This window comes from Ktedonospora formicarum (genome assembly GCF_016587355.1).
Taxonomy (GTDB): Bacteria; Chloroflexota; Ktedonobacteria; order Ktedonobacterales; family Ktedonobacteraceae; genus Ktedonobacter; species Ktedonobacter formicarum.
Window position 1 is genome coordinate 439,853 of sequence record NZ_BNJF01000002.1, and the last position, 12,289, is coordinate 452,141.

The 12,289-nt window shown below is 50.1% G+C and carries 10 protein-coding genes; 7 read left to right on the forward strand and 3 right to left on the reverse strand.

Annotated features, from left to right (window positions below):
• Positions 1-123: 123 nt before the first annotated feature.
• The 3 genes from K3T82_RS20945 to K3T82_RS20955 all read left to right on the forward strand — a co-directional run bounded on the left by K3T82_RS20945 (position 124) and on the right by K3T82_RS20955 (position 3,175).
• The gene (locus tag K3T82_RS20945) at positions 124-2,031 is read left to right on the forward strand and encodes a glycoside hydrolase family 55 protein (RefSeq protein ID WP_220195494.1); all 1,908 of its coding nucleotides are present in this window, start codon (positions 124-126) and stop codon (positions 2,029-2,031) included.
• Positions 2,032-2,518: 487 nt separating this feature from the next.
• On the forward strand, positions 2,519-2,656 hold the full coding sequence (locus tag K3T82_RS20950; RefSeq protein ID WP_220195495.1) for a hypothetical protein: 138 nt from the start codon (positions 2,519-2,521) through the stop codon (positions 2,654-2,656).
• A gap of 159 nt (positions 2,657-2,815) precedes the next feature.
• Positions 2,816-3,175, forward strand: coding sequence for a cupin domain-containing protein (locus K3T82_RS20955; protein ID WP_220195496.1), 360 nt, complete (start codon positions 2,816-2,818; stop codon positions 3,173-3,175).
• 309 nt (positions 3,176-3,484) lie between these two features.
• Here K3T82_RS20955 and K3T82_RS20960 read toward each other — a convergent pair whose 3' ends face one another.
• Complete coding sequence (locus tag K3T82_RS20960) at positions 3,485-4,369, reverse strand: sigma factor (RefSeq protein WP_220195497.1); 885 nt, start codon at positions 4,367-4,369, stop codon at positions 3,485-3,487.
• A 320-nt stretch (positions 4,370-4,689) separates the two neighbouring features.
• Here K3T82_RS20960 and K3T82_RS20965 point away from each other — a divergent pair, with 320 nt between their 5' ends.
• The 4 genes from K3T82_RS20965 to K3T82_RS20980 all read left to right on the forward strand — a co-directional run bounded on the left by K3T82_RS20965 (position 4,690) and on the right by K3T82_RS20980 (position 11,237).
• Positions 4,690-5,319, forward strand: coding sequence for an LUD domain-containing protein (locus tag K3T82_RS20965; protein ID WP_236031433.1), 630 nt, complete (start codon positions 4,690-4,692; stop codon positions 5,317-5,319).
• A gap of 40 nt (positions 5,320-5,359) precedes the next feature.
• Positions 5,360-6,334, forward strand: a complete 975-nt coding sequence (locus tag K3T82_RS20970) for an NAD-dependent epimerase/dehydratase family protein (protein WP_220195499.1) — start codon at positions 5,360-5,362, stop codon at positions 6,332-6,334.
• 562 nt (positions 6,335-6,896) lie between these two features.
• The gene (locus tag K3T82_RS20975) at positions 6,897-8,645 is read left to right on the forward strand and encodes an alpha-keto acid decarboxylase family protein (protein WP_220195500.1); all 1,749 of its coding nucleotides are present in this window, start codon (positions 6,897-6,899) and stop codon (positions 8,643-8,645) included.
• Between the two features lie 846 nt (positions 8,646-9,491).
• On the forward strand, positions 9,492-11,237 hold the full coding sequence (locus K3T82_RS20980) for a protein kinase domain-containing protein (RefSeq protein WP_220195501.1): 1,746 nt from the start codon (positions 9,492-9,494) through the stop codon (positions 11,235-11,237).
• Positions 11,238-11,249: 12 nt separating this feature from the next.
• Here the strand turns inward: K3T82_RS20980 and K3T82_RS20985 are convergent, their stop codons facing one another.
• Together K3T82_RS20985 and K3T82_RS20990 are read right to left on the reverse strand one after the other, a co-directional pair.
• Positions 11,250-11,693: a thioredoxin family protein gene (locus K3T82_RS20985; protein ID WP_220195502.1), complete on the reverse strand. Its 444-nt coding sequence runs from the start codon at positions 11,691-11,693 to the stop codon at positions 11,250-11,252.
• 6 nt (positions 11,694-11,699) lie between these two features.
• Positions 11,700-12,185, reverse strand: a complete 486-nt coding sequence (locus K3T82_RS20990) for a DUF4395 domain-containing protein (RefSeq protein ID WP_220195503.1) — start codon at positions 12,183-12,185, stop codon at positions 11,700-11,702.
• Positions 12,186-12,289 lie beyond the last annotated feature (104 nt).

Below are 12,289 nucleotides of genomic sequence, written 5' to 3' on the forward strand. Positions count from 1 at the left end.
GTTTTGTATCGCAAAGTTTCGATGAGGACAGGGTTGTGTGGTTGAGCATCATGCACAGACGCTCATGCCGCACGGTTGCGGCAAAATATGCATGACAGAGTATGCATTGAGGAGGAATTGAGCTTGCGCACATTCTTTTCTCGCTGGCAGAGGATGCCAGACACAAGGAAGTCACAACATGCCCCTGGCGGCTGGCGAGTGAGCCATTCTACGATCTTCGCTGCCCTTCTGCTAGCCTTTATCTGGATGGTTACATCTTCAGGTGCGCCAATGGCGCAAGCAGCGACGCTAGCACCTGCCAGAACATCGACCTTCGGCTCCAATGTCTATATCTTCAATCCCAGTATGCCACAGAGCGACATCCAGGCTACCGTTGACACAATAGCCAAGCAGCAGGTCTCGAACCAATTTGGGGAGCAGCGGTACGCGCTCCTGTTCGAGCCTGGCACCTACGGTTCCAGCAGCGAACCGCTGAACTTCCAGATTGGCTACTATACTACTGTAGCAGGTCTGGGCCTCACTCCTGGCGACGTTGTTATCAATGGCTCAATCAACGTCTATAACCAGTGCTTCGGCGCCAATGACTGCACCGCACTCGTCAACTTCTGGCGCTCACTGTCGAACCTGACCATCAATGTGAATAACTCGAACGCGGGCTGCTATAATGGCGAATTTTGGGCGGTATCGCAGGCCGCACCCATGCGCCGCGTCCATATCAACGGCCCAATTACTCTGATGGACTATTGCACCGCACCATCTTATGCAAGTGGCGGCTTTATCGCTGATTCCGCCTTCGAAGGAGGTACGGTAATTAATGGCTCACAACAACAATGGATCGTACGTAATAGCGCTCTTACGGGCTGGTCGAATGGCGTCTGGAATCAAGTCTTTTCAGGTGTTGAGGGCGCGCCAGCGCAGTGTTTCCCTGCTGATTCAACATGTGGTGGTCCTTACACAACGCTAGCAAGCAGCCCAGTGACACGCGAAGCTCCTTATCTCTACAAAGACTCCAAAGGACAATACAGTGTCTTTGTGCCTTCGGTGCAACACAACTCAGTAGGAACTACATGGGCGGCAGGCTCGACGCCCGGTACGTCCCTCTCACTCAAGAGTTTCTACATCGCCAAACCAACCGACTCTGTCTTGGCGATCAATGCCGCCTTGCTCGCTGGTAAGAATCTACTCCTGACCCCAGGCATTTACCACTTGAAAGATAGCATACGGGTTCTGCGACCAGATACAGTGGTGCTTGGTCTTGGACTCCCCACGCTCATTCCAGACCACGGCGTTGTAGCCATGCGAACCACCAAAGCAAAGGGCATCCTGATTTCGGGGCTAATCTTTGACGCAGGCACGAAGAACTCTCCAGCCTTGCTTGAGCTCGGAGGTGGTCTCCCCGGTAGTGATCACGTAGCTTCCGATCCTTCGGGGCTCTATGATGTCTTCTTCCGCATCGGTGGCGCGCAAGCCGGACGAGCCACAACCAGTCTGATCGTCAATAGCGATAATGTTATCCTTGATGATATCTGGGCATGGCGAGCCGATCATGGTAACGGTGTAGGCTGGACTACCAATACCGCAGATACTGGCGTCATCGTCAATGGCGATGATGTGACCGCGTACGGTCTGTTTGTGGAACACTACCAGAAGTATGAAGTCATCTGGAACGGCAACCATGGCACAGACATCTTCTTCCAGAATGAGATGCCCTATGATCCTCCGAGCCAACAGGCATGGCAGGAAGCGCCCGGCATTAATGGGTGGGCAGCCTTCAAGATTGGGAACAAGGTGAAGAGCTTCAATGGCTATGCTATGGGTAGCTATAGCTTCTTTAACCAGGGAGTGGACATCTACGCTGCTCACGCCTTTGAAGTGCCAACGACATTACCACCATCCAGCCTGCATAACCTGTTCACCATTTTCCTCTCTACCGCAGGCTCCGGTGGCATTGAACACGTCATAAACAACGCTGGTGGCTCCTCGACCGCCGCCAATCCGGATGTCCCAGTTACAATAGTGAGCTATCCATAACAAGACGGGTACGTGCTCATTTATTAGCACATGACTCGAAACAAGGATGGGGAATTGAAAACCCCATTTATGCCAAAAACGCCGCCAGCAGGTCGATTTATTGCACCATAGCGATTGGTGGGTTCTCAATTGCTATCAAGGCCTGCTGGCAGCGTTTTGCCATCTGCTGCCAGACATATTCCAGTCAGCTTCGGCAGGAAGACCCCAACTTTGGGGTATATCTCACCTGAATGGTTGACCCTTTTCAAATCGGCTCAAGTACAAGGATGAGCTTACAATGTGCAAAATCAGCCTATCGTCTCCAGGCCTCAACGACTTTGGGGGTTTCTCACAACATTCTCTGCGAAACAATATAAAGGGCATTTCTAATGTACACAGCGGCTGGAAACCGGCTAGAGAGCCTGTTCCTTGTATTCAAGCGCGAAATACAGTATTATACAAATGTTCTATTTTATAGTATATAACGTTGGAGGAAAAGAGTTCGCACATGCTAGAAACACTCGACTCTATCCCCTGGAGCGATCTGGAGCATGCATATGGCGAGGCTAGCAATGTTCCTGACATGATTCGTGGACTGGTCTCTCCTGAACCAGAGATATATTGGCAGCTTCTTCGATCCTATTAACAGAAATTCAGTCTATTCAATTTGGGACCATGATGATATTGAGGCCTTCCTCGCGGGCAAAAACATTTTCCGAGATTGACATTCAGATAGGCAATAAAGTAATTGAATCTTTTGAGAGTGTATAAGCGCTCTTGAGAAGATTGAGAAAGGCTGGCAAGTATGAGCTATACCATTCTTAACCGAGATGACCTACCGCGCGACGGGAGCACTTATGATTTCGAGGGAAGCAAGTATGAAGATACCAATCTTTCGTTTATCTGGGTAGACATGCCACCTGGAGATGGCGTGCGGTTACATAAACATGCTTATACTGAGATCTTTATTATACAAGAAGGTTCGGCCATCTATACGGTAGGCCCAAACACGCTTGAGGCGCAAGCAGGACAGATTATTATTGTCCCAGCAGGTATGCCGCACAAGTTCATCAATTCTGGTGAGAAACGACTGAGGCAGATTGATATCCACCAAAGCCCACACATCGTCACTGAATGGCTTGAAGAGTCATCACCCTCTGCATAAATAGCAGGATCTTGAATGATAGATAGCTCCGTTTAATCATGGAACGACTTAGGAAACTCTTACCCAACAATATAGCAGATGGAGAAACCTATTAGGTAAGAGGTGTATTCAGACCAGATGTACATCACATGTTTGTATCAGCCTCTACTCGCCCATCACCCCGCCCTACCCTATGCAGTAGTGGTATTTGTATCCACTACTGTGAGCAAGTCATCAGGAAATAAAAGGCCTCTAGGCCTTTTATTTCCTGATGACTAACATGGGCTTGATTGCCAAACAAGAATGCTGCGTTCACCTGGCGGTGACGCATCAGTCAGAAAGCACTGCCAGACGCAACTGTTGTAGGCGTTTAGGATCGGCGATCGCATCAATAGCAACGACCTTGCCCCCCTTGATGGTGGGTAGCATGAGCATAAACCACCCTCGCGGGGCAATAACGATCCCCACTGCTCCATCTATAAGCATCGGTTGTGCAAACGGGGCGTGCTTTTGGAGATGCCTGGCACTTCTGGCAACGGCCCCAGCACCAAAGACCTCCCTTACCGCACCTCGGGACACAGCTACGTTGTCAGATCGGAACACGATATCTGGGTCGAGTACCGCCAGTAGTGCATCGAAGGAACCTTCGCGCGAGGCGGCGAGGAAGGCATCAACGACGTCTCGTTGGGTAGCAAGATCGACGTCTTTCATCATTTCAAACCCTCGCACGCGACGGCGAGCACGGCTGGCAAGCTGTCTTGTCGCCATTGGAGAACGTTCCACAATAGGGACAATCTCATTGAAGGGCACGCAAAAGATGTCGTGCAGGACGAAGGCGAGGCGCTCGGCGGGAGCAAGCGTATCGAGAACCACCAGCAACGCCAGACCCACTGTATCGGCAAGCTCTGCTTCTTCCTCGGGGTTAATCCCGACCTCGCGATTTGCAATGGGCGCGTACACAAACTCTTCCAGAGACTCCTCACGCCGAGACTTCCGCACTTGGAGCATATTAAGACAGACTCGCCCCAGTGCCGTGGTCAGCCATCCACCCAGGTTCAGGATATTGCTCATATCGGAACGAAAGAGATGCAGCCAGGTCTCTTGAACAGCATCCTCTGCTTCTGAGAGAGAGCCAAGCATACGGTAAGCCATCCCTCGCAGCCGAGGACGCTCTGCCTCAAATTGCTCTGCCAGCCAATTGTGTGTCTCAATCATTGGTCACATTTCCTCGGTTTGTTTTGTCATTCCTACATCAAAGGAAATCTGATCGATGGAAGCGAAACGGCTCAGATGCAAACAGCCAGTTGTGTGTCTCATCGGTCACATTTCCTCGATTTATTTTGTCATAGGAATGACAAAATAAACCCCACGGATGTGACATGGTAACCCACTTCCGCCTTCACTGCCATATGAGCAACGATAAACTGCAATGGCAAGAGAAGATGGGATGCTTTCAACAGAAGATTTGCGCCAAAAGTGGGTTAGAGCTGTTCATCTTGAAATGGACAACAGACAAGAAAGTGAAAACAACTTCAATGACCACTAATCTATCACAGTCAGAATTCACGCAGTTGGCATCAGAGATGCAGATTGAGAAAACAGTACAAGCCCTGCAAACGCACGGCATACGAGTAGCCGTCTTTGATACTGGAGAAGAAGCAAAAAAGTATGTGCTTGACCAGATTCCCGATGGCGCTGAGGTCTATGATTCTCCCTCAAGTACTCTTGAGTTAATCGGGCTGACAGAGCAGATTGAACACACAAACCGCTTTCAATCAGTGCGCGCTCGATTATCTACACTTGATTATGTCACACAGCGCCATGAGATGCGCAAGCTGGTCGCGGCTCCCGAAGTATTGGTAGGCAGCATTCAAGCAATCACGGAACAGGGCGAGGTGCTCGTTGCATCAGCATCTGGCAGCCAACTAGGTTCCGCCGTCTTTGGTGCAGGCACAGTAATCTGGGTGGTTAGCACACAAAAGCTGGTAGGCGCGCTGGAAGATGGACTTCGCCGTATCCGTGAATATTGCTTTCCCTTAGAAAATATACGCGCCCAGCAAGTCTATGGTCAGCCCAGCGCCATTAATAAACTTCTGACTATCAATGCAGAGCACGAACCCGGTCGTATCACGATTGTCCTGGTCAAGCAGCGGCTTGGCTTCTAGGAGAGCTGGAAAAGAATCATCTTGTTGCTAGGAGATTATTATGAAAGTGCTGATTGCTGGTGCGAGTGGTGCCCTGGGCACCCCCTTGACTCGTGCTCTCATCACTGCTGGACATGAAGTTGTTGGGTTAGCCCGTTCCTCTGAGAGTATAGCTCACCTCTCACACCTTGGCGCTCAACCGATCCAAGCCAATGTGATGGATCGCGACGACCTGCTCAGGGCAATCTCGGGAGTACAAGCAGACGCGGTCATTCATGCGCTGACCGCTCTTAAGAAGGCACCTCTGCGCCATCAAGATATGTATGCCACCAACGCGCTACGCGATGTAGGGACCTCAAATCTGCTCGCCGCTGCCAGAAAGATCGGAGCGCGCAGGTTCGTAGCGGAATCGATGACTTTAGGTTACGGCTACGGTGACTGGGGCGAGAAGGTCATCACTGAAAGCGATCCTTTCGCCCCTGCTGGAAGCGATGCCCAGCTCGAACGTCACGTAGCTGGGTTCCGTTCATTGGAACAACAGATCTGGGAGGCAACCAAAGCAGGCTGGATCGAGGGAGTATCGCTACGTTATGGATACTTTTATGGAGCAGTATCTCTTGCGCCTCTCTTGCAGAATCTACGCCGACGAAGCCTTCCTCTGCCTGATGGAGGCCGCGCAATTACCTCCTGGATTTATCTGGAAGATGCGGCAGCAGCCACGGTCTTAGCTCTCGAACGAGGCAAGGCTGGGGAAGCGTATAATATCGTCGATAACGAACCAGTACACAATACGGACTTCTTCAAATTCCTCTGTGAGGAGGCTCGCCTTCCACGGCCCTTTTCCCTCCCAAGCTGGATGATGCATCCACTCGCCCCCCTCGCGACCGATTTCTTCGCAACCTCCATGCGTGTCTCTAGCGCGAAGGCGGTGCGTGATCTCGGCTGGAAACCAGTAATTGCCCCGACCTATCGGCAGGGCCTTCAACAGGCATTGCATTTGCTCAGCCAGCAAGAGCAGTTGAGCAAAGCAAGCTAAAGGCGATAAATCGTCCTATCAAGTAGGGGAATCGAGAACGACCAGAAAAATGGTCGTTCTCGATTCCCCTATTCGCGGATCAAAGCACGCAAGCAAGATTTAGCTAATGTAACAAATGGGATATGCCGTTATCCGAAACTGACCCAAAGAGGGACAAGCCATATCTGGCGTTCGGTTCCTGCTTCAACGAACAACCTGCCTGGATCTACCAGGTCTTACAGGATCTCCACAGGCGTACATTCCGGTGTAACTCACCGTACAAGGAGCAATTCTCGCAGAAACGAGGGGCGAACGCAAGAGCAACAGATGTCAACGGAAAGGGAGACTTGTCCACTCTTCAAGAAACTTGTTTTAACCCTCAACGTATGCTTTTTCCCTTCTCTATTCTTCACTTTAAGAAAACTATGTATAGTGGAATGAGGGAAGCACCACGTTAGAAGGAATTACTCCCTCTAGATAGATATGTGAATTTTCAGAGGTTCAGATGTATAAGTAGGTCAATAGGCAGTGGCCCGTAGTGCCTCCATTACGGTATGCACGGGAAAAGAAGTGGAGTATCCCGATGGCAACGATTTCGTCACCTTTCACGACAACGCTTCAAGAAACCGCCACGAAAACTTACACAGTTGGGAATTACCTCGCGACCCGGTTCGAACAAATCGGCTTGAAACACTACTTCATGGTCCCTGGTGACTACAATCTTGTCCTGCTTGATCAGCTCCTATGGAACAAGAATATGCAGCAAATTGGCTGTTGCAATGAACTCAATGCAGCCTATGCGGCTGAGGGTTATGCCCGGGTCAATGGGGTTGGGGCAGTCATCACGACATTCAATGTTGGAGCCTTTTCAGCATTCAACGGTATAGCCGGTGCGAATGCTGAAAGTTTACCTGTTATCTTCGTCTCTTCAAGCTACAACACCAACGATCCAAGCGCCAACCATCTCCTCCATCATACCATCGGTTCGCACGATTTCGCATATCAATATGATGCATTCCGTCAGGTGACCTGTGCCTCCGTTAGGATACTTCATGCAGAAAACGCTCCATCTTTAATTGATCATGCCATTGTGACGGCCTTACGTGAACGCAAACCTGCATATATTGAAATTGCTTGCAATCTCTCAGATGCTCCTTGTCCCAAACCAGCACCATTCGAGATCCTTCTAGTTTCGCAACCAAGCAATCGCCAGGCGTTAGATGCTGCAGTAGAAACCGCTGCGGCCCTCCTCAACAACGCAAAAAAACCGTTGCTCTTGGCTGGTGTCCATCTTCGGGCGTTTAAAGCAATCGATGCCTTCCGTGAGCTTGCCGAAGCACTTGGATGTGCAGTTGCTGTTATGCCCAATGCAAAGGGGTTCTTTCCTGAAAACCATCCCCAATACATCGGTATCTATTGGGGCGGCGTCAGTAGCCCAGGCTGTGAATCCATCGTGGATTGGGCCGATATGACCCTGGTCGCTGGACCGATGTTTACGGATTATACGACAGTTGGTTGGACAGCACTACCACACCGTGAGCAGATGATCAAAGCTGATCCTCGACAAGTGCAATTTCCCCAGGCAGATTATACAGAGATTGCCCTAGCAGAGTTCCTATCCGCTTTAGCAAAACAAGTGCGAAAAAATGACAAAACGTTGATTCAGTTTCGACGCGAAGTGCGGAAAGCACATGAAGAGACAGAGGCTCATGTAGCGATTGAAAACGCGCCACTTACACGAGTAGAGCTGTGCCGCCAGATCCAGAACGATATTGATGAGAAGACAACTCTGCTTGTAGAAACGGGTGATGCCTGGTTCAATGGGATGTCAATGCATCTGCCCGGTGGGGCACGCTTTGAGATTGAGATGCAGTGGGGTTCGATTGGCTGGGCTGTTCCAGCCACGTTCGGCTATGCGATGGGACTTGAACGAGATCGGCGCTTAGTCTCTCTGATCGGAGATGGGTCGTTCCAATTGACAGCCCAGGAAGTGGCAAACATGATTCGATATGGCCAGCACAATCTCATCTTTATTGTCAACAACCGTGGGTATGTCATCGAATCCGAAATTCATGATGGTCCCTACAACTACATTAAAAACTGGGATTACGCTGGTCTGATCTCGGTCTTTAACGCAGAAGATGGGCATGGTCTGGGCCTCAAAGCAACAACAGGAAAAGAGCTTGCCGATGCGATCAAGAAAGCACGCAAACATCGTGGGGGACCCGTTCTGATCGAATGTCAGATCGCCCATGATGATTGTAGTCCTCAACTCCTGAAGTGGGGAACAAAGGTTGCTGTTGCCAATGAGCGCCCACCTCGGCAGGCTTAAGAGATAGCGTTTTACCCTCAGGAGACATGAATGCTGGAAAGGCTGCTCATGTTTCCTGAGGAGGAAAATATACGATCATCACCTTCTTAGAGGGTATCAAACACGCCTGGATACGGATTGCACGATGAGGAGCTAAGACGCCATACATTTATTTACGCAAGTAGCTTTCTTCTCCCCTTCGCTCTCTACAACAGTCTCCGCGCTTGATGCTTCCTACACTCTATTACATTGAGCTCATTTGAAAAAAGAAGATGTTATCTTTGTGAAAGATAACCGTCTGAAATCTGATAGGCATCTTGATACATGGCTTTCGAATTAGTGCCAACAGGCAATTTTCGTGTGCCGCTCTCGCTCAGCCTTCTTGAAAGATTGGCAAGGCTGGAAAGAAAAGGAGAGCATATGCGAAAGTTCCACAGGCACTTCGTATTCTTAGTGCTCCCATGAGTAATCGCCAGGAACTTATCCAGGCCATTGAGCTAAATCGCAAAGTAATTGCCGCGCTTGGCCGGGGGCTAGCTCAGCAATATGGCTTTGAGTATCCTTCCACTCTCGAAGAGACAGTGTTGCAAAGCTGGCAAAATTTTGTAGAAGCACCATGTACGGTTGATGAGGAGAGAATATTTAGGAAGGAATGAAACTTTCCAAATGAGCGGAAATATGGGCCTCTTTTCAGGTTGACTAAACACGCTCTCTATGAGATCCTTTCTATACAATCAATTCACTCTCAGAAATGTATATCGGGGAATGTACAAGGTATTATGTTTCAGCAGCTATTCTAGCAAGTGTTGATCAGAGTATATGACTCCTTTGAAGGTGCCTTTGTGATAGAAAGTAGGGTTTGCACGGATGGTAGACTACATTGGGCGGCAATTAGGCAATTATCGACTAACCCAGTTGCTTGGCAAGGGGGGGTTTGCCGAAGTGTATTTGGGAGACCATGTGCGCTTGGGGATGAAAGCGGCTATCAAGGTCTTACATACAAGCCTCTCGGAAGAGGAGACGCGTGCATTTCAACAGGAGGCGCAGATGATTGCCGCGCTCTCTCATCCACATATCATTCGCGTGCTGGATTTCGAAGTACAAGATGGTATCCCATTTCTCATCCTGGATTACGCTCCCAACGGTTCACTAAGACACAAGCATCCCAGAGGAGAACGTCTGGCTCCATCTCTAGCTATTGATTATGTCATGCAAATTGCCAGTGCTCTACAATATGCCCATGATCATCAGCTTATTCACCGCGATATCAAGCCAGAGAATATGCTCATTGGGAATAGAGACGAGATTCTGCTCAGTGATTTTGGTATTGCTACGGCTGCCCACTCTACATCCTCGATGAATACGGAGATGATGATGGGGACCCTAGCCTATATGCCTCCGGAGCAGCTCCAGGGAAAACCACGTAAAGAGAGTGATCAGTATGCGCTTGCTGTGACACTGTATCAGTGGTTAACTGGTGAGCTCCCATTTCAGGGGTCATCCACAGAAATGATCGCGCAACATCTAACTAAACCCGCTCCCCCCTTACGTGACAAAGTCTCCAGCCTACCAGTAGAACTGGAGCAGGTTGTTTTGAGAGCGCTGGCGAAGGACCCCAAAGCACGCTACAGACAGATCCAGGAATTTGCGACCATGTGTGATACGGCGCTCAAAGCAGCGCCTCAGCAAAAAACGCGGTCAGTGAATCAGGATGCTGAAACGCTTGTTTCTGGCAATGAGCCTCCTTCTGTAAAATATAGTAATCCCTTTTCTGGCAATGAGCCTCCCTCTGTAAAATATAGTGAACCCTGGACTTCAATGGGGCCACAGGCATTTCAGCCCACCCTGGACTATTATCTTAATTCCAGCAAATCCCTCATTGAATCAGGGCGCTATGAGGATGCTGTGACGCTCTGCGAACAGGGCTTGCGACTGCATCCCTCCTCCGCGTTGCTCTATGTCAATCGAGCAGGGGCGCTCTGCGGATTGAAAAGATACCAGGAAGCACTTGCGGACTGCGATCAGGCGCTACAACGTGATGCGAAGAATACTCTGGCTCACTATAATGCAAGCGAAGCCCTCTTACAGTTGGGGAGATACCAGCAAGCGCTTGCGGCCAGCGACCGAGCTATCCAACTTGACCCATCCTTCGTCAAGAGCTATATCAATAAAAGCCGAGTTCTCATTGATTTAGGAAGATATCAGGAGGCACTTGACGCTTGTAATCAAGCGCTTTTGTATAATAGTCAGAACGCCCTGATACACAATAACGCGGGGGTGGCACTCATGGGACTGGGAAGATACCAGCAAGCGCTTGCAGCCAGTGAACGAGCTACCCAACTTGATCCTGCCTACGCCCAACCCTATGTGACCAGGAGTTGGGCCTTCATTGAACTGGGCAAATATAACGAAGCTCTGGCTGCATGCAACCAGGCGATACAGCGTGATGCTCAGGACACATGGGCACATAATAATGCGGGTATCGCTCTCATGAAATTGGGGAGATATCGAGAAGCTCTCCAGGCTTGTGAACAGGCGTTGAAGCTTGATCCCCGCAACACAAAAGCACAGGCAAATAAGCAGGCAATTCTTCAGAATCTCAATCGCTCATAGCGAGTAAGGATCTTAACCAGCCAGAACCTCTTCAACTTGCTGGAGCAAACGCGGCGTTGGCGCGAAGCCATAATTGACGGCGTGCGCCTTCCCGCTTTGATCAAGTATCACAGTACTGGGAACAGTAAGCACGTGGTAGGTCTGTACAAGGCTAGTCTCTGTTGTCGCATCCACCTCCACGACGGAAACGGACTCGCCTCGCATGTGCTGTAGACGTTCAAGCGCAGGAGCCTGAAGCTGATGACACTGACGACAATCCGGGCTGCTGAAGACCAGAATCCGCACTGGGGCATGCTCCATACTCTCCAGTATGGAATTATTCCCAGTATGCGGCGGCGCTGCCTGTAGCGCCTTATATCTCTGCCCCTCGATAAAACGTCTCCCCCCCCATACCAGCAGCCAACCAACTGCGCAGATGAGGATAAGGACACCCAGGCGTAAAACAATATCTGTCATGCTTGTCTATACTCCTCTCCAATGGAATGCCCCCTCGTAGCGTACTCTAGGCAAGACTCCTAGCCGTCCCAGATGATAGTAGACAAAGCAGCCCATGCAGAAGCCAACGAACAGATTAATGCCAGCCAGCACCAGGACGATCAGGTCGAGTGCCCAACCAACAACGGTTGCTCCAGTGAGATACAAAACGAGAGTAGCAGCGAGGAGGAAGAGCGTGCCAATACCCTGCGCGAAGCGATGAGGCGCGGGATCGTCCTCGACAAGGCGGGGTTTTAACAATCCAAGTGGCACGATAATGCCACGATAGAGCAGTCGATACGGGCTACTGGTGGGATAAAGCGCGCTCCAAGCCATGATAACGGTAGTGACAGCAACGAGCGCTGGCAGATTGAAGATAAAGGCAAGCGCCGTAAGCGCAACAGTGCAGCCTTGCGAAAACTTCCCCAGATGGGTATCAATACGTAGAATCGATGTTGAAGAGCCTGTTGCCATGAGCTTCTCCTCCGGTCAAAACGCCAAGAGCAAATAGAAATGAATCTGCTGCTTCGCGTGATTCAAGACTATTAAACTGGACTTACTTGATCAAGTTTATATTA

Excerpts from the sequence above, each read along its gene's own strand:
- K3T82_RS20950 (WP_220195495.1), top strand. The coding sequence starts at position 2,519 with ATGCTAGAAACACTCGACTCTATCCCCTGGAGCGATCTGGAGCATGCA.
- K3T82_RS20955 (WP_220195496.1), top strand. The coding sequence starts at position 2,816 with ATGAGCTATACCATTCTTAACCGAGATGACCTACCGCGCGACGGGAGC.
- K3T82_RS20960 (WP_220195497.1), bottom strand. The coding sequence starts at position 4,369 with ATGATTGAGACACACAATTGGCTGGCAGAGCAATTTGAGGCAGAGCGT.
- K3T82_RS20965 (WP_236031433.1), top strand. The coding sequence starts at position 4,690 with ATGACCACTAATCTATCACAGTCAGAATTCACGCAGTTGGCATCAGAG.
- K3T82_RS20970 (WP_220195499.1), top strand. The coding sequence starts at position 5,360 with ATGAAAGTGCTGATTGCTGGTGCGAGTGGTGCCCTGGGCACCCCCTTG.
- K3T82_RS20975 (WP_220195500.1), top strand. The coding sequence starts at position 6,897 with ATGGCAACGATTTCGTCACCTTTCACGACAACGCTTCAAGAAACCGCC.
- K3T82_RS20980 (WP_220195501.1), top strand. The coding sequence starts at position 9,492 with ATGGTAGACTACATTGGGCGGCAATTAGGCAATTATCGACTAACCCAG.
- K3T82_RS20985 (WP_220195502.1), bottom strand. The coding sequence starts at position 11,693 with ATGACAGATATTGTTTTACGCCTGGGTGTCCTTATCCTCATCTGCGCA.
- K3T82_RS20990 (WP_220195503.1), bottom strand. The coding sequence starts at position 12,185 with ATGGCAACAGGCTCTTCAACATCGATTCTACGTATTGATACCCATCTG.